Below are 17,473 nucleotides of genomic sequence, written 5' to 3' on the forward strand. Positions count from 1 at the left end.
GTCTCACGAAAATGATCGGGGCACTTGTCCGTTTCAAATCTGTACGCGGTTACCTGCTTGGATTTCCTTCAGCCAGGCTTCGCGCTGCTGCCGTAGGTAATCATCCAGCTCGGATTCACTGGCCAGCCAAGGTTTGCTGTAACCCACCTTAATAGTACGTGCGGACACCAGGCGCGGTTCGGCCACTTTGGGTGGTTCTGCGCCTTGCGGCGTCGGATAGTCGATGCCCTTATTTCCCGCTGGCGGCGGAGAAACGGGCGGGATTGGATCTGGTACCGGTTGCGGACGAGCCAGTCGCTCCAATTTCAGCAGTAACTGTGCGTATTGGTTGTCCTCGAAGGCACGCAGCTGATCGCGGATCATAGCGATACGCTTCTGCCCTTGCATTGACTGCCGAGCTTCAACAAACGGCGCAGCGAGCTGCGCCTGCTGCTCAGGCTTAAGACTGCCGTACTCGTTGCTCCCCTGCAGACGCAGCTCCAACTCGGCAAGCCGGCTGACTGCAGTAGCCTTTTCGCTGGTTAGCTGGTTAGCAATGGCTTGCTGCAGGGCCTCCAGTTGCGGTTTGGCCTGCTGCAGGCGGTTGCCTTGCCAGGGTTTATTCTCGGTGAGTAATGCCTTGATGGCTTCAACCTCACCTGTGGCGACATAGGCGAAATTGTCTTCCTGCTCCTGCACCAGTTGGCGAGCCTGATCGTAAATAGCTTTTTGCGGACTACCCATGAAACGACGTAGCGGCTCAATGATCTGCTCTTTGGTGTCGAGCATGGCATCGGAGGCGCGGGACAGGTCGGTAAGGAACCAGCTGGCGTTTTTGCCGGCGATTTCCTTGAGGGTAGCCATCACGCCATCTAGCACGCAGAGGAATCCATACAAGGCTTTTTGCCCATGTAGGTCGGCTAAATCAATCTCCAGCTCTTTGATGGCGTCGATGGTTTCACGCGCCAGAGCGCGGGCTTCGTTGCAGCTGGCGGGACGGTCGAAAAAGTCGGCAAAGAATTCTTTGAGATGGCGAACCTGGGAGGCGCTGAACTCGATTTGCGGCTCCAGCACCAAGGTAGTGTGAGCGTTGGTGTTGCGCAAGCTACGCTCTAGGTTGTCGCCTTCCAGCGGGTTGCTGTCCTGCCGCACCTCCACCTTGCCACGTGCGCAAAGCAGCGCGAGGTTGCAGAGAATGGCCGCGTAGTACCAACCGTAGCTCTTGCGCTCGAAGCGCTCCAACAGGGTTTTGACCGTGGTGCGCACACCGCTGCGAGCATTGCTCTGGATATAGGCCAGTAGTTCCTGCTCGGGCTCGGTCAGGCTAGTAGCGTCGTTGCCAAGTAGACCGTCCTGGGCCTGGCGCAGGTATTTGCCGATGTCGTTCTCGTTGAACGGCACATCGCGCAGCATGCGCAGGTTCGGATAAGTAGTTTCGATCAGCTGGTAGAAACCTTTGAGAATACGGGCCTGACCGTCGCTGCTGGTGGCCTCCACGTCGGCGGCGTTAATTATCAAGTGCGCTTTGCCGAGCAGCTCCTTGGCACGATCCTGCAACTCGGCCAGACGTTCGGTGTTCTGGAAGCCCTTGGCGTCGATGATGCGTTTGACCGCTTCCTGTTGGGTGCTGCTGTTCTGTCGGATGTATTTCTCAGTGCGCTTGTGCAGGGTGAGATCCTGCATGAACCGGGCATCAGCCGGCAGCACCACGCGCAGCTCATCACGTCCCATGCTCTGCATGCGCTGCACGGTGAGGTTATCGAAGTTGTCACTAAGCGGAGTGACAATGTGGATGGCCAACTCAAACTCGCGACTGAGCGAACGGTCGTCCATTTTGCGCGTATAGGCGTAGTCCTGGCCGTTTTCATAGCGGACCTTGCGCTGCTTGATCACACCATCAAACAGCAGGGTTTCCAGCTCCTTGATGACATCGGCAGTTTCGATCTCCGTGTTTTTGATCTCTTCTTCGATGTCCTTCTCTTCGTCGGTCAGGTACTCGTAGAGCTCGCCATTGCGTTGGATGTAGGTTTGCTGCTCCAGCAAGTTAAGTGCCGCTTCCAGCTTCTTGCGTTGGGCTGGAATGTCTTCGCCAAAACGCTCCAGCATCAACACATTGAGATTGCGCAGAGTGGCCTTGAACTCCTTGACGTACTTGACCAAGAACAATGCTTTGAGCACGCGCACCGCGTATGGGTCGCCAAGGTGCCGCTCGGCATTGTTGATGGCGCTTTGAATAGCGCTTTTCAGCGCGCCGCGAATGCCTTCGAACATGCGATCGAAGGTGGCCAGCTGGCCGACTGGCTCGTTGTCGATAGCCATGGCCACTTCGCGGAATACGCCGAGCATGGAGCGTTCGCCCACCGAGTTGGCCTTGCCCTCAAAGCCGTTGTGCATGGATATGCCACGGATGGCCGACTGGAACAGCGGGAACTGGTACGGCACGAAGGGGTAGCAGTAGGTGAAGTGCTCCAGATCACGGAAGTTCTGGTAGTGCTGTCCGCCGTCGGCAAAGTCGAACAGGGTTTTGAAGTTGTTGAGCTGCTGGTTGTAGATGGTTTTCAGCAGCTCGGCACCGGAATCGTTCTTGGTCAGCAAGCGTTTCTGGATCACCTCGGCCACGTCGGCACTGGTGAGCTTGAGACGGTTGGCAAAGCGCGCCTGGATCTTGGTGAAGTCGTTGCTTTGTTGCTTGCTCATGTCGCCCATCACGGAGTCCATATCCTCCTGTGCGGTGACAATGACCCATGCCCGGCCCTGGCACTTGGTCGCCAAGCTTTCAGCCACGGTTTGCAGGTTAGTCATGAGCTTAGTGTTGTCGGCAATGTACTGACCGACCTCATCGACAAAGAAGTTCAGGCGAAAATTGGCCGGCTGCTTGTCAAGCCATTCCTTGACTTGATTGCCGAAGTCTTCAATGGAGACGCTGTGCTGGGCGCGGTATTTGTCGAGGATGCCTTTGGCCTGTGCCAGGTCTTCACCAGTGATCTGGGCGTAGGCCTTGGCGATGTTGCCGGACTCAAGCAGCGCCTGTTCGCGACCACGCTCCCAGGTCTTGTTGGCGACGCTCTGGTAGGCGTCCCTGAACGGGCGGAACAGTTCGCGGCTGTCAAGATCGCGCTCAAACTGGGCGATATAACCCTGTTTTCCGTAGTAACCGCACATCTCGTTAAAGACTTTGACGAACACCGAGAGCAAGGCGTCGATCTGGGTCTTACTGATGATGTCGGCCTTTTGGTCGATGTTGAACAGGATGCTTTTCGAGGAGATGGCGGCGGCTTTCTTGAGCTGAGCGCGCAGCAGCTCGTCGTCGGCCTTGATCTTGGGCAAGAAAATGTCCAGTGCGGTGCTACCATCGACCTGACGGTTTTCCAGCAACAAGGCGAGCATTTTCAACAGGTGCGACTTACCCGAGCCGAAGAAACCGGACACCCAGACGCCATTGGCATGGTGGTAGTCGGTGTAGGCATCGAGGAAGCTTTCAAGACGCTTGGCAACTTCATCAGTGAGAACGTATTCGCTCAGCTCGTTGTACAGGCTGGTCTCGTCGTCAGCTTTGATCACTCCTTCAATTGGGCGGCCGACGGAGTTTTTGAAAATGCCGTTGAGTTCCATTGACTGCTTCCTTACACCTGAGACTCGAAAATATTGAATGCACGGTAATACTTGTCGTCGTGCAGAAGACCGAACAGCTCCAGTGACGCGCCTTGTTCCAGCGAATGCCTATACTCACCAGGGAAGAACATCACCGTGGGCTTGTCCTTGGCCGTGCTTTGTAAGTTGTTGAGTACGTTGTGCGAGCGAATATAGGGGAACACTTCACCAATGCCGGAAAGGAAAAGCACGTCGTAATCCGCTTGGGCAATACGTTCGCCAATTGCCGGGATCAGGTGTTCTTTGATGTCCAATACACCCTGCAAAAGCTCTAGCAGACCTTCTTTTTCCACATCTGACTCAACCTCCCGGATCTGCTCCCACAAGCTGACACCTTCGTCACTGCCCTCACGAGCCTTTAGCAGGTCGATGGTCAGGTCGTACAGGCTGATTTCCAATACCTTTACACCACGTCCCTGCAAACAATTGATACGCAGACCGGCCAACGTGTTGACCAGTTGCCGCTGCATGCGTTGTATCTCAAAGGCTTCAGCCGCCTTGAATTCGCAGATGTAGAACGGCAGATCATTATTCAGCCCCTTCATTTCCAGAAAGCGCTGACCGCTCATGACGTTCAACAGGTGTTCAAAGCGGGCTGCCAGCGGCTGCTGACTGATTTTTTGGCTCATTGCAGCCACCTTTTAAGTTCATGGTCAGTTGCCGGGAATATCAGCAATTGCTCGTTATCGTGGCGAGCCAGTAAATGGGCCAGCGCTGGAGTTATCAACACAGGCTGAATCTGGTGCTGTTCGCTGATCAAGTCGGCATCCCGCAACATGCGGAACAGGTTTTGCCGCAATTTGCTTTGCGTGGACGCAGCCAATTCATCCAGCTCGGCATGCCACAAAGCTTTGGCATTGCAGAAGGCATCGTAATCGCTTGTCGTGAGTTTGCGGCGCATAAGCAGGTAATGCTCGCGCAGAACTTCGCGGGCGAAGTCGCGGATGAAAGCATAGCGCCGGCAAGTTGCAGCCCACAGGAGGTAGCCTTGCTCGCGCAGGCTGCCATCCACCAAGAACTCCAGCTCCTCTGGATCCAACAGCTCCAGACGCGCGATCAACTCCTTACTGATACGTGTAGCAGCAGCTGATGTACGAACTTGCAACAGGTTCTCACCACGCACCTGCTCCCGTGTTTGCTTCCAATCACGCAGCACTAGATAGCGCTCCACAACCAGCGGTGCTTCCTGCAAAAACAGGCCACCCGTGGTGAAAGAAAGACGATAACGCTCAGCCATCGCTTTGCGCCTGTTGCGATTCGTCACTGGCTCCGCCAGCTTTGACCCAGGTATCCACCTCAACCTTCTGGAACTTCCACAACCGACCGACCTTGTGGGCTGGCATGCTGCGTTTGGCGATCCATGCATAAACAGTGTCCTTGCTGACGCCGAGGTGTTCGGCAATTTCATCAACACTGTGCCAACGATCAGTCATAGCTAAATCTGCCGATAAAAAAACGTGCCGATATTAGCCGTTTTTGTCGGTTTTAATAAGGTTAAAGCTGCTTTTCAGGATTTAATGCCTGACAAATGCCTGTGCCACTTCAAGATGGCTTCAAAGGGCAGCCTAGCGAGTTTGCTTTGGTAAGCCTACGCAGCGAATAGCTCAGTGGCGAAATGAAAATGCGTCGCCATCAGTTCCCTCACCCGCCGGGATACATCTGCTCGATCAGATGATCGAACTCTCCGCCATACCCACAGTAATCACGCGGAACGCGCTCAATATCCTCGGCAATCTGCGCAATCACCTCGCGCAACTCCAATTGTTTGAACCAACGTGCAGGTATCGCCGCAGCACCATACTGAACCCCCAACAGGTGCCCGGCGATCAGCCCGGTGCTGTCGCTATCGCCACCGTGATTCACCGCAATGATCACCCCCTCCTCGAACGAGCGCGCCGTCAGGGCGCACCACAGTCCAATAGCCAACGCTTCTTCGGCGACCCAACCGCCACCGAGTTCGCCGATGCGTTGCGGGGTGGGCTGGTAGCCTTCGTAAAAGAAGAACAGCACGCGCTCGATGAGGATACGTGTTTCTTCCATACCGGGCTTTTGCCCGTAATTGGCCAAGCTTTGAGTGACTGCGTGCTCTAGGCTATCTTGCCGATCGACAATGCGCTGGAGAATATCGGCGAACAACCCAGCCGCCAGGTAGCCCGTAGGGTGTCCGTGGGTCAACCGCCCGGACTGGCTAGCATAGTCAAAGGCGTTGGCAAAGAACGCACAGGGAGCGACACGCATCACGGCGCCGCAGCCTTTACTGTTGTTCTCCGCGACAGCCCCCAGCCGCGAACTGGCCTTAAGTGCACCTAGGCAGGTAGTGCCAGGGGCGCGGCGAGACCAGAGTTCCGGTTGCTCGATCAGCCACCCATCCCTGCTGACAGGCATCGCCGTAGGGTAATCCTGGGTCATCAACCAGCGCAGCAATGCATCATGGATAATGCTGGGAACGTGGCAAATCCCTCGCGAACTGCCGCGCACATAAGCCCGCAGTAAGCCTTCGGCCGTGAAGAGCATCATCTGCGTGTCGTCGGTGATGGCGCCGGTGATACCGAAAGCAGGGGCAAAATCAACAATACCTTGTGGACCGAATTTAGCTTCGATTGCAGGCCATTCGAGGAACTCCACCGGGGCGCCCAACGCATCGCCGACGGCACCGCCCAGCAGACAGCCTTTGATCCGTTCAAGTCTGTTCATGTCCTTTCCCTTATCCCTCTGCCGGGATCAATTCCTGCAAAATCACCAGCTTTCTTTGCAACTGCTCGATGTGCTCTTTCTCAGCTCGCAGCGCCGAACGCAGTTCCCGGTTTTCCATTTCCCAAATCCGCGACCAGCGCACGTCCTTTTGGAAGCCAAGAGCCATTTGCCAGAGTTCACGTAACCTCAGACACTGCAGCAGAAGCACCAGCAGGATTGCCCCCATCATCACCAATGCACCCGTCGAAACTGCTTCCGACATACTCATGCCCACTTCCTTCCGTGAATTCGATTCATCTAAAAGACAAACACACGATATGTAGTGTTTAGTGACAGGTCTAGAATGTAGACTTGTACAGGTAAAGTATTCGCGCACATGGAGAGGTTATGAAACGCAAGCAGTCCATCGAACAAGTCCGCTGGGACCTGGCACTTCGCTACCGTTTGATTGAGACCGTTGCCTGGTGGGAGGGCCGATTGACCACGGGGCACTTGATCCAGAGCTTTGGCATCAGCCGCCAGCAGGCGTCCAAAGACATCAATACCTACATCACCGAACATGCGCCCCGAAACTTGACATATGACAAGCAGCTCAAGGGCTATGTGCCGAGCAAACTGTTCAAACCACTGTTCATTGACGACAGCGCCAGCGCCTATCTACACCTGCTGAACCAGACCCATTCCCGCGCACCTCATGTCGAAGGGTTGGCCCTGGCGTATGCCCACACCATGGTCCTGGAAGTGCCGGACCGGACGATCAGACCCGAAGTGTTGCGCCCATTGCTCAAGGCTTGCCGCGACAGCGAGGTTATTGAAATCGAATACGTTTCACTCGCCAATCCGTCTCCGGAAACACGCCTGATTGCGCCACACACCCTGGTCTACACCGGCATGCGCTGGCATGTGCGGGCGTATTGCGAGAAGAATCGTGAATATCGGGATTTTGTGCTGAGTCGTTTGCGCGGCCAACCGGAGTTCGAACGCAAGACTGAGAACCTCATCGGCGGGGACGAAGACTGGAACACCGAAGTGGCCGTGATCATCGAACCCGACTCACGCCTCAAGCCGGAACAGAAGGCGATCATCGAAGCCGACTTCGGGATGCTAGATGGCTTGCTGGTCATTCCGACACGCCGAGCCCTGGTCAAGTACGTGTTGCAACGCTTTCAGATCGATCCGAAAAAGCTCGATCCCAAAGCGGCGGCGCAGCAGATCGTGGTGAAGAATCTGGATGAGTTGAAGCCTTGGTTGTACGAGTGAACCAGCAGGGCCTTGCTCAATATGAGTGTTTTCAATTGGGCAGTCCCGACTCAATTGCACACGGGTTACCGGCGTGATGACCGTGAATGCGCAGATACTCCAATGCGGCTTCAAAGGCAGCTCTGCAAATCACGAGCCCGTCTTCCCGGCTGAAAACCTAACTCGCTTGGGGGTTCCACTTTCAATGACAAACGAAGAGTCTTGTGAGTGCGCTAGAAACGGTCCTAACTCAGCCATCATTGACAACTACACCTTGGCTCGTGCGATGCAGGCGATGAACTACTCTTCTCTGTCCATGCCTGCATCAATGCCAAAGATGCCCTGACCCACGCCTCTCTGCATTTGAAGTGTACCTGCGACACGACCAATGCCGCCTGTGACAGTACGTTGATGTGCAGCAAGGATTGTTGTGGTCGGTCTTACATTCGGCCGAGATGGCCAGGCGTTGGTGGATACGGTGTTGTTGGATGGCGCTGAAACCAGAACGCTGAAAACAGGGCACGATTCGGCGTTGTAATGACCGACAAGGACGACCGCTTTGCAGTCTTTCGCGATCAGGCCCGTCTTCACTGATAAGTGGGGACGGACCGGGCTTACCAGATATTGCAGTTTACCTAAAAGAAGCCAAGTGCCACTATTAGCGTCCGGCGGAGAGTCCTTGTCATTCCTGTCCTTGAGAAAAGGGCGAAATTGAACACATCTCTATCTGCGCCCCAGAATTTTTAGTCAGCACACGGACAGAGGTTTCACATGACGGAAGAAAAGGAAGACAACGGCTCCTCTCTGATGAAACTTGTCGAGGCCATTGCCATCACGCCCAAGGACGCCCGGGAACTGGTCTCTCAGTATGAAGGCCAGGTCCGCAAGGCAGAGCCGGATGCCAGCGGCGAGCGCATCCAGGTGCTGGTTACTGACAAGATCATCGAGCGCTACTCCAAAATGGCAGCGGCCACCGGCGGTGCAACGTCCTTGGCAGGCGTCATTCCTGGTATCGGTACGGCGGTGGCCATGGTTGGGGGCGGCGTAGCGGACGTTTCGTTATGCATGAAACTGGCAGAGCCTACCAAACGGTTCGCGATCCCGAGCGTCTGCTCATTGAAGAGCGCGCCGAAGCTCTATCTGCTGCAGGCTACCCGCTGCCAGATGATGATCCGGCTATGTACGCTGAGCAATTGTTGAAAGAGGCCAGAGCGACACGACGACTACCGTGTTCAGATATTTGTCTTTCGTCCTGTGGGTCACAAGGTACTGACAACTAGGAAGTTAAGAGCTACCGCCCCTCATTTTTATCATCAAGGAAGAAAATGAAATACTCATTGCTTGAAGGCGCTCGTGTAGAGGCCACTCCAAAAGCACGTGGTGTTTGCAGTTTTTGTGGTTCCCAGACTGTCGCTAAATGCGGGAACCATGTCGTCTGGCATTGGGCTCATAAACGTTTGGACAATTGCGATCCGTGGTGGGAAACGGAAACGGCATGGCATCGCGATTGGAAGAATATGTTCCCAACCGAGTGGCAGGAAGTTGTGTTGCAAGCGTCCTCAGGGGAGAGACATATAGCAGATGTCCGAACGCCTTCAGGGATGGTTATTGAGTTTCAGAGATCGACGATACATCCTGAAGAGGTAATCGCGAGGCAAAACTACTATCAAAATATGATCTGGGTGATCGATGGCACGCGGACTGAGTTCGACAGGTACAACTTCAGAATGGGTTTGTCGAAAGTGTCGGAGAATGGACTGGCTTCATTTAGCTGGCATTCCCGCAGCAAGCTTTTTGCTCGCTGGTGGGTTTCCAAACCCGTGTTCATCGACTTCGGCCCCGATTTCGGTATATGGCGCGTCTTAAGATTCGATCCGACTCAAAAACGTGGAGTGGTGGCTTACACTCACAAGGAAAAGCTGGTCGAATGGATCACCAACGGCACCACCGATTTTAGCTTCAATGGAGGCCCGGCCTCTGATAAATCCGGTACGGCGGGTCAATAAAAACCGACCAAGTGTCTAGCGGGCATCTCTGTCCTTCGGGCTTCTTGCTGTTCTAGCTTGCAAATCAAACACCTTGAGACTACTTAGGGACGGGACGCTCATAAGGTGCTCTCAGGGTATGCCTATACCCGCAAGACACTTGCTGACTCATCATCGAGCTATGCTGGGTCGACATCAAGGAGTCCATGTAGATGCCCAGTGAATACTCGCTATCAGATGTGCTGGAAAGGATGTACCAAAACCAGCTGGCCCTTGAGGCTGCGCTCATGGAGCTGACCCTCCAGGTGGAAGCCCAGGGACATGCGGAAGTCGGCGACAACGTCCGTGGTGCGCTTTACACAATTGGTGAGAACGCTGGTCATATCAAACAGGGGCTGGCCCGGCTCAAAACACTCCCATGAACCAGCCGCTTTTCGATTTTGATCTCAAACGCGTTTCCCGCACGCACTACATCACTGGCAAAGCTGCGATCAATTTTCCAGATCCAGGTAGTACAACGGGAGGATGGCATTTCCTGTCTTACTTCGACCGAAAATCCGGCGTGGCCAAGGTGTCCTTGGCAGGTATTCATTATCCAGATACGACCGATTTCTTTGGAGACGCTGGACTCATCGACGTAACCGACGAGCTTGCGATGAGAGGCTGGTCAGAAGACGGCAAAAGGCTGTTCATGGCGGATCACTACCGTGCCGCAGCAGACATGATTATTAAGTGGGCGGTAGGTGACGCCAAACGCTGCAACGTCGAAATCGCTGATTGGTTCCCTTCAACATGCGAAAGGCAGGGATTGTTGGTGATGTTGGATTTAGGGAAACCGGTGCTTTTACGTAGAGGAAGGTTGCAAAAAATGGAAGCTTGGCTTCGCTCGCAATGACCACCGCAAGTCTGCGTGTCTGTTCCTTCTTCCGAATGCCCTCTGAACAACTGCTTTTGTTGAGCACCGCTTCCCAAGCCTTGCAGCAAGGAGTAGCGTAGCGATTACTACATATCGAGTAGATATTCCTACATGAAAAATTGGCTCGCATTGATCCTTGGCTTACCCACCGCCAACGCCACCGAGCGCATGCGAGCCTGGCGTGCCTTGAAAGCTTCAGGTGCCGCTGTACTCCGTGACGGTGTTTACCTGCTCCCTGATACCAGCGCTTGCCGCGAAGCTCTGACTTCTGTCGAACGAGACATATTGGCCATCAATGGCACCGCCTACCTCCTGCCTGTAGTTGATCCCAACGGTGAGCGCTTTATCGAGTTTTTCGACCGCAAGGATGACTACACCAAACTTGGTGGAGAGATCGAAGGCTGCCGTGAGCAGTTGAATGCTGAAAATGCGCTGGCGACGACCAAACAAATCCGCAAGCTGCGCAAAGCCTACGATCAGATAGCGAGCATCGATTACTTCCCAGGTGAACCAAAGCACCAGATTGATGCGGCTCTACAGGAGTTAGAGACGGCAGTCAGTAGAGCCCTGTCGCCGGATGAGCCGCACAGCAGTAATCAACCGATATCGGTACTCAATCTCAGCGATTATCAGGGCCGTATCTGGGCAACGCGTAAACGTCCCTGGGTCGACCGGCTCGCCTGTGCCTGGTTGATCCGCCGCTTCATCGACCCGCAAGCTCAGATCGTCTGGCTGAACACTCCACAGGACTGCCCAGTCAACGCCTTGGGGTTTGATTTTGATGACGCAACCTTCAGCCATGTTGGTAACCGCGTCACCTTTGAAACCCTACAGGCCAGTTTTCAAATCCAGATACAAGGTCTAGGTCGCATTGCTGCCCTTGTGCATTACCTCGATGTTGGCGATATTCAGCCGGTGGAGGCTGCCGGGATTCAGCGGGTGCTTGCTGGGCTGCGAGAGACCATTTCCGACGACGACCAACTTCTGGCTGCCGCGAGCGCCATCTTCGACGGCCTGCTCGCCGGGTTTGTGAAAGAGGAGCAACCCAATGAGTAAAGTTATGGCACCAGAGGTTGAAGCGAATCCGTTGAGGCCTGAACAGATTAGTCTGCGTGAGGCGTTCTGGTTCTGGTTGAAGCTCGGTTTCATTAGCTTCGGCGGGCCTGCGGGCCAGATCTCGATCATGCATCAGGAGTTGGTGGAGCGGCGACGCTGGATTTCAGAACGCAGATTTCTACATGCCCTCAATTACTGCATGTTGTTGCCAGGGCCCGAGGCTCAGCAACTGGCGACTTACATTGGTTGGCTGATGCATCGAACGTGGGGAGGCGTGGTCGCCGGCGCGCTGTTTGTGCTGCCCTCACTATTCATCCTGATCGCGCTGTCGTGGATGTACATCGCGTTCGGCGAAGTACCCGTGGTAGCCGGACTTTTCTACGGCATCAAGCCCGCCGTGACGGCCATCGTGGTGCAGGCGGCGCATAGAATCGGCTCTCGGGCACTGAAGAATAATTGGCTGTGGGCGATAGCAGCGGCTTCATTTGCCGCCATCTTTGCATTCAATGTTCCGTTCCCGCTGATCGTCTTAGGGGCAGCGTTGATTGGCTATTTCGGGGGGCGAATGGCACCCGAAAAATTCAGAGCCGGTGGCCATAGCGCCGCCAAAAAATCCTTCGGCCCGGCCTTAATCGATGACGACACGCCGTCCCCCGAACATGCTCGGTTCAGCTGGTTGAAATTGGCCTCACTCGCACTGATTAGTGCCGTGCTATGGGCTTTGCCGATGGGTGTTTTGACCGCGCTCTTTGGGTGGGAAGGAACCCTGACCCAGATGAGCTGGTTCTTTACCAAAGCTGCATTGCTGACCTTCGGCGGGGCTTATGCCGTACTGCCGTATGTCTATCAAGGCGCAGTCGGTCACTATGGCTGGCTAACCCCGACACAGATGATCGACGGCCTTGCGCTGGGGGAAACCACGCCAGGGCCGCTGATCATGGTGGTGGCTTTCGTCGGCTTCGTCGGGGCCTATGTCTCGCAAGTGTTCGGGGCTGATCAGGTGTTTCTGGCCGGAGCTGTCGCAGCTGCCCTGGTGACCTGGTTCACCTTCTTACCTTCGTTCCTGTTCATCCTTGCGGGTGGCCCTCTGGTTGAGTCGACCCACAACGAACTCAAGTTCACTGCACCGCTTACCGCCATCACCGCCGCCGTAGTTGGGGTGATCCTCAATCTGGCGTGCTTCTTCGGGTATCACGTGCTTTGGCCGAAAGGCTTCAGCGGCAACCTCGACTGGCCTTCAGCAGTAATCGCCATCGCAGCGGCAATAGCATTGTTCCGCTTCAAGCGCGGCGTCATTCAGGTACTGATGGCCTGTGCGCTCGCTGGTCTAGCAGTACATCTGTTGCGCTAGCTATCACGAGCGGATTAAACAGCGTCCGTCAGACACCCAGGCCCCTTCAGATCTGAAGTGACCAGCTCACACCAAAGCCCAGCCTGACGCTGGGCTTTTGCCATTTAATGGCAGTGGTAGTCGTTGGTTTTATGGTTTCGATGGCAACCTTTTGAATCAGTACCGCCGCTGTGCGAGAAGGCAGCAACGGACGTAATCGAAAGTAAAGCGGCGATCAAAATGGCGGACAGCTTCATCAGGGTCTGCTCCTTGCTCATATTTTTATATCCGTGAGAGGTCTCACGCCCGGCAGCGTATGGCTAAGTGCCTTCACCGAGCAAGCGCATCCTGCTTGATTTCGCAAATATTCGATGAGCGACTGATCGGCTGCTTCTTGAGCTAATGCCGGCTCTAGTTTAGGATGACTTCATATCCCCCCCAGGGGGATACGAATCCTCGATAAGCGAACAACTCGTCGCTTTGTTAATTCGAGAAAAGCTCGGCAACCAACTGGGCGCGTGTGTCCTTATGTGAGATTTCTCATGCTGAAAATCTTAGCCAATCGAACCTACCGCCACCTCTTTCTCGCACAAGTGATTGCGCTTGTGGGGACTGGTCTTGCCACTGTCGCATTAGGACTACTGGCGTTCGACCTCGCAGGAGCCCAAGCCGGCGCCGTCCTAGGTACGGCGTTAGCAATCAAGATGACGGCATACATCGGCGTTGCACCGATTGCAGCGGCTTTTGCAGAACGTCTACCGCGTCGGGCAATGCTGGTTTCACTGGATCTTGTGCGAGCACTGGTCGCACTTGCACTGCCGTTTGTAACGGAAATCTGGCAAATCTACGTGCTGATTTTCGTCCTTCAGTCCGCTTCGGCAGCGTTCACTCCGACGTTCCAGGCGACCATTCCAGACATCCTGCCGGATGAGGATGACTACACCCGTGCCTTGTCACTATCGCGTCTGGCCTACGATCTCGAAAGTGTTGCCAGTCCGATGCTCGCCGCTGCACTGCTGACCGTGATCAGCTTTCATAATCTGTTCGCGGGTACGGTCATTGGTTTCCTTGCTTCTGCGGCTCTAGTCGCTACGGTGCTGCTACCCAAAGCGAAACAGGTACCACGACGCAGCATTTATGAACGAACCACCCGTGGTATGCGCATATTCCTAGCTACGCCCCGGTTACGGGGACTGTTGGCGCTCAATCTTACGGTAGCTGCCGCTAGCGCCATGGTGATCGTCAATACAGTAGTTCTGGTGCAGTCGCGCTTCGCTCTGCCTCAGAGTTCCACTGCTTTGGCCCTGGCAGCGTTTGGGGGAGGGTCGATGGTGTCAGCCTTGGTCTTGCCCAGGCTGCTGAAAAACATCAAAGACCGAACTGCCATGCTGTTCGGCGGAGGGATATTGGTCGCGGGTTTAGCGGTTGGCATTAACGTCACCACTTATAACTTGCTTCTACCACTATGGTTGGTGCTTGGGGTTGGCTACTCCCTTGCCCAGACTCCTAGCGGTCGCATCTTGCGTCGCTCAGCACATGCTGAAGATCGTCCAGCATTATTTGCTGCCCAGTTCGCCTTATCCCATGCCTGCTGGTTAATCACTTACCCTCTGGCGGGATGGTTGGGAGCACACTACGGCCTGGCCGCATCGTTCATTGCGCTAGCGGTCTTGGCAGCAGGCTCGCTTATCATGAGTAGCCTCATCTGGCGACCAGCTCATGATCGAGAAATCGTCGAGCACACTCATGATGAACTATCAGACAATCGTGCCCATGTTGACGACACCAACGCAGAAAGGCATGAACACCCGTATGTGATTGATGATCTACATCGTCGGTGGCCACGCTGATGGAGCGAAGAGTTCTCAAGCCTTCGAGTCCAGAGCAAAATTTAGTGATGCATCGACAAGAGCTGTCACATACAACTGGATGATGATCAGAAAATAGGTAAGCGAGAGGCTTTGGGGGATCATGAACCTCACCCGATTGAAACAGTTTTTTTTGATTTTCTTTTGTACCCGCTACATCGCTCGGCACTACCGGCGACTTGCATTGCTGGAAACGTTAGCCCTGGTAGGCGCGAAACGAAAAGTGCGTGCTATACCGGCAAAGTCGGTTGTCGTAGACACGGAGAAATGACACACGCTTATTCTTGAACGGAGGAACCTACACAATTTTGACCAAACGAAAGGACGCGCTTGTTGCGAGGCAGGCCTCCAATCATGTTGAGCACCACATACGAAACCGCTTCCCGCTGCATGCAAGCCTTCTAGCCTGGTGCTGGCTTAACTGGCCGTCATCAGCTTCGACGCAGCGGACATGGCAGTAAGCATTGGCATCAAGCGAATGGTGCTACTCTTTGTACGGTCTATTTGATGGTAGGGGAGGATCAAATTAGAGGGGAATGTGTTTAGGGGGGATCAGTAAGGCCGAGAACTCACGTCTCCATGCTCGAATTCAAACTAGCGCCAACCGGTATATGGCGAGCCGATAGAAACGCACTGTCGGCGTGCATATGAGCAGTCCGCTAACCCTCGGCCTACCACATGCCATGAAAGGATTTGCGATGGAGGCTGATAACGGCGAAATAGGCAGTGAAGCGTAGCCGAGGGGTCATGGTAAAAAATTGCGTTAACGCTTTTGGGGACAGTCGCCCTGCAGGATATATCGAATGGAGTGAAGCTTTCCTTGAGAGTCCTGATAACTCATATAGCTATCGACATTTCCACAATATTTTACTGGTGGGGAAACATGTATAGTCTTGGCAACGTCTAGCTTCATGCCATACACATAATCCTTAACTTCAGGAACTGGTTCGCCGACTTTGCTGGCATAATTCTCGAGCGCAACCTTGTTGGCGCGCTCAACCCTTTCAACGTCTGTCTTCGATTGCGTTTGCGCATTAATAAATTGCGACGCAAAAGCAAGCGCGATAAAAACTGAAATCTTAATAGTCTTCATGTCGTAACCCACACCCTTTAGTTTGAATTTGCCTTAAACCACAAGATTTGAATTAGAAAGCGCCCAAAGGGCGCTAGCTTTAACAGTGATCTAGACGGCTGAAAGATCAATCAGCCCCCAATCAAACTTGCACGCAAACATTCATAGCTAAAAATCTATAAAAATAGCGACGTGCAAATTAGATCAAGGCCAAGTTCACAATCAAATTTTGTTCCGTTTACGTCTAGCCCGCTTACAAAGAAACAAGAGGGTATTCTACAATTAGCCTAAACTCATCCAGGTCAGACTCAAATTGAGTCGCGCGTGTATTAGACTGGCGTATGCGGAATGACATATCTTTCATTTTTCCAGTTTGAACTACATATTTTGCTTCGATGTCGCGCTCCCACCTCTTTTGATTCACGAGCGGACTGCCCTCGGCATCACGGCGCATGTAGACACTATTCGCACTCGAGTAGTCAATATCACTACCTCGGCCATAACGCGTCATAAAGCTGAGTCCAGGAACCCCGTACGACTTCATGCTCAGATCATAACGCAGCATCCAAGATTTTTCCTTGGGGGCGTTGAAATCACTATATTGTATTGAGTTGTCCAAGAAAACAGAGTCGGATTGTCGTAAATAGTCGAAGTCGTTTTCGCCATTGTTTCGTTGGTGGGTTAAGGCGAGTGTGTGGCCACCAAACTGAACACCAAAACGCCCGCTCCAAATATTGGTATCAAATTCACCTAATAACTTCTTGCCTTCGTCAACTGCACGATAGTAATTAAAACCACCGATCAACGCGAGATTATCTGTGAGAGCGTAGCTGAGGTTCGTACCGAAATACGTTTGATTCCATACATCCTGAAGTTGGCCAGCATGCAACGCGAAACTTACGTTCTCATTTAGAACGTAGTCACCACCGAAATAGCTCATTCCTGGTGAGTTTACAGGGCCTGCGTAGAAGGTCGCAAAACCATCCCTCATATCGCTTGATACAGGCTGACTCATAGAATGGAGCCGGCCACCTTGCAATGTCAGGCCTTTGATGCTGTTATTGGAAAATATAGTACCTCTAAAAGACTCAGGAAGTAGACGCGAATCACCGTAATACACTACTGGGCTGGTAGGAAACACGTCGCCTACTTTGAGCTCCGTATCAAAGGCGCGAATCTTCGCGGCGCCTCCAATTTTAGTGTACTCATCACGGGCATCCCCGTTACTGTCAACTGGAAGAACATCAAACGAACTTCGCCCACCATTGCGTCCGCCACCAGTGTCCAATTTCAAGCCGATCATGGCGAAAGCATCTAGTCCGAAACCAATCGTCCCTTGGGTGTAACCAGAATTGAATTTCGCAATGAATGCTTGAGCAGTCGCCTCAGAATATCCCGCCCCCCCTGGTGCAGTTTCACCATTACGATTATCCCTGTTGAAATAGAATGTTCTGCTGGTAACGGTAAATTTACTACCTTCAACAAAACCTTCTGACTTCTCTGCACTATAGGCGACTGAGCTAAACCCAGCTATTGCCGCTAATACGCCTGTTGAGATCTTGGTTATCCTAGTCATGTCTGCTCCGAAGATTTGGCAGTTTCTTATGATGACGGCCTTTTTTATAATGGGGCGGTTGCAGGAGCTGAGTGCAACACGGTTATTGAATTGAAGCAGGAGCCTCA

The 17,473-nt window shown here is 53.7% G+C and carries 17 protein-coding genes; 8 read left to right on the forward strand and 9 right to left on the reverse strand.

From position 1 onward, the window contains the following. Window positions 1-33: 33 nt before the first annotated feature. From brxC to KL786_RS25970, 6 genes are all read right to left on the reverse strand, one after another. Entirely contained in the window at window positions 34-3,591 is a 3,558-nt protein-coding gene (gene brxC / locus KL786_RS25945) for a BREX system P-loop protein BrxC (RefSeq protein WP_033898350.1), read from the reverse strand. 11 nt (window positions 3,592-3,602) lie between these two features. Further along, window positions 3,603-4,259, reverse strand: coding sequence for a DUF1788 domain-containing protein (locus KL786_RS25950; protein ID WP_033898346.1), 657 nt, complete (start codon window positions 4,257-4,259; stop codon window positions 3,603-3,605). Beyond that, window positions 4,256-4,867: a DUF1819 family protein gene (locus KL786_RS25955; RefSeq protein WP_033898345.1), complete on the reverse strand. Its 612-nt coding sequence runs from the start codon at window positions 4,865-4,867 to the stop codon at window positions 4,256-4,258. Before KL786_RS25955 ends, KL786_RS25950 begins: the two co-directional genes overlap by 4 nt. Beyond that, window positions 4,860-5,063 (reverse strand): helix-turn-helix domain-containing protein, encoded by a 204-nt coding sequence (locus tag KL786_RS25960; RefSeq protein ID WP_033898344.1) that lies wholly within the window; start codon window positions 5,061-5,063, stop codon window positions 4,860-4,862. The genes KL786_RS25955 and KL786_RS25960 overlap by 8 nt, the downstream gene beginning before the upstream one ends. A 208-nt stretch (window positions 5,064-5,271) precedes the next feature. Next, window positions 5,272-6,324, reverse strand: coding sequence for an ADP-ribosylglycohydrolase family protein (locus KL786_RS25965; RefSeq protein ID WP_033898343.1), 1,053 nt, complete (start codon window positions 6,322-6,324; stop codon window positions 5,272-5,274). Window positions 6,325-6,334: 10 nt separating this feature from the next. Further along, window positions 6,335-6,592 (reverse strand): hypothetical protein, encoded by a 258-nt coding sequence (locus KL786_RS25970; RefSeq protein WP_033898341.1) that lies wholly within the window; start codon window positions 6,590-6,592, stop codon window positions 6,335-6,337. A 119-nt stretch (window positions 6,593-6,711) separates the two neighbouring features. Between KL786_RS25970 and KL786_RS25975 the strand changes: the two genes are divergently transcribed. From KL786_RS25975 to chrA, 7 genes are all read left to right on the forward strand, one after another. After that, the gene (locus tag KL786_RS25975; RefSeq protein WP_033898336.1) at window positions 6,712-7,584 is read left to right on the forward strand and encodes a helix-turn-helix transcriptional regulator; all 873 of its coding nucleotides are present in this window, start codon (window positions 6,712-6,714) and stop codon (window positions 7,582-7,584) included. 750 nt (window positions 7,585-8,334) lie between these two features. Further along, window positions 8,335-8,763, forward strand: a complete 429-nt coding sequence (locus tag KL786_RS25980) for a hypothetical protein (RefSeq protein ID WP_215519414.1) — start codon at window positions 8,335-8,337, stop codon at window positions 8,761-8,763. Between the two features lie 125 nt (window positions 8,764-8,888). Further along, a complete protein-coding gene (locus KL786_RS25985; protein WP_033898335.1) occupies window positions 8,889-9,569 on the forward strand; it encodes a competence protein CoiA in 681 nt (226 codons plus the stop codon). A gap of 191 nt (window positions 9,570-9,760) precedes the next feature. Next, window positions 9,761-9,970 carry a hypothetical protein gene (locus KL786_RS25990; RefSeq protein ID WP_033898334.1) on the forward strand — a complete coding sequence of 70 codons (210 nt, stop codon included), beginning with the start codon at window positions 9,761-9,763 and terminating at the stop codon, window positions 9,968-9,970. After that, entirely contained in the window at window positions 9,967-10,443 is a 477-nt protein-coding gene (locus KL786_RS25995) for a hypothetical protein (RefSeq protein ID WP_032894812.1), read from the forward strand. Before KL786_RS25990 ends, KL786_RS25995 begins: the two co-directional genes overlap by 4 nt. Before the next feature lie 132 nt (window positions 10,444-10,575). Beyond that, a complete protein-coding gene (locus tag KL786_RS26000) occupies window positions 10,576-11,520 on the forward strand; it encodes a chromate resistance protein ChrB domain-containing protein (protein ID WP_033898333.1) in 945 nt (314 codons plus the stop codon). Then, window positions 11,513-12,871: a chromate efflux transporter gene (chrA, locus tag KL786_RS26005; RefSeq protein WP_033898332.1), complete on the forward strand. Its 1,359-nt coding sequence runs from the start codon at window positions 11,513-11,515 to the stop codon at window positions 12,869-12,871. The genes KL786_RS26000 and chrA overlap by 8 nt, the downstream gene beginning before the upstream one ends. Before the next feature lie 104 nt (window positions 12,872-12,975). Here the strand turns inward: chrA and KL786_RS26010 are convergent, their stop codons facing one another. After that, the gene (locus tag KL786_RS26010) at window positions 12,976-13,128 is read right to left on the reverse strand and encodes a YHYH domain-containing protein (RefSeq protein WP_223817870.1); all 153 of its coding nucleotides are present in this window, start codon (window positions 13,126-13,128) and stop codon (window positions 12,976-12,978) included. Window positions 13,129-13,392: 264 nt separating this feature from the next. On the opposite strand from KL786_RS26010, the gene KL786_RS26015 reads away from it, so the two are divergent. After that, window positions 13,393-14,700: an MFS transporter gene (locus KL786_RS26015; protein ID WP_034139959.1), complete on the forward strand. Its 1,308-nt coding sequence runs from the start codon at window positions 13,393-13,395 to the stop codon at window positions 14,698-14,700. Window positions 14,701-15,481: 781 nt separating this feature from the next. Here KL786_RS26015 and KL786_RS26020 read toward each other — a convergent pair. Continuing rightward, window positions 15,482-15,811, reverse strand: a complete 330-nt coding sequence (locus tag KL786_RS26020; RefSeq protein ID WP_033902240.1) for a DUF2790 domain-containing protein — start codon at window positions 15,809-15,811, stop codon at window positions 15,482-15,484. 232 nt (window positions 15,812-16,043) lie between these two features. Continuing rightward, window positions 16,044-17,366, reverse strand: coding sequence for an OprD family porin (locus tag KL786_RS26025; protein ID WP_033902241.1), 1,323 nt, complete (start codon window positions 17,364-17,366; stop codon window positions 16,044-16,046). Window positions 17,367-17,473 lie beyond the last annotated feature (107 nt).

Origin of the sequence: Pseudomonas sp. TAE6080, from assembly GCF_018732265.1 — a bacterium.
In the GTDB taxonomy this organism is placed as follows: domain Bacteria; phylum Pseudomonadota; class Gammaproteobacteria; order Pseudomonadales; family Pseudomonadaceae; genus Aquipseudomonas; species Aquipseudomonas brenneri.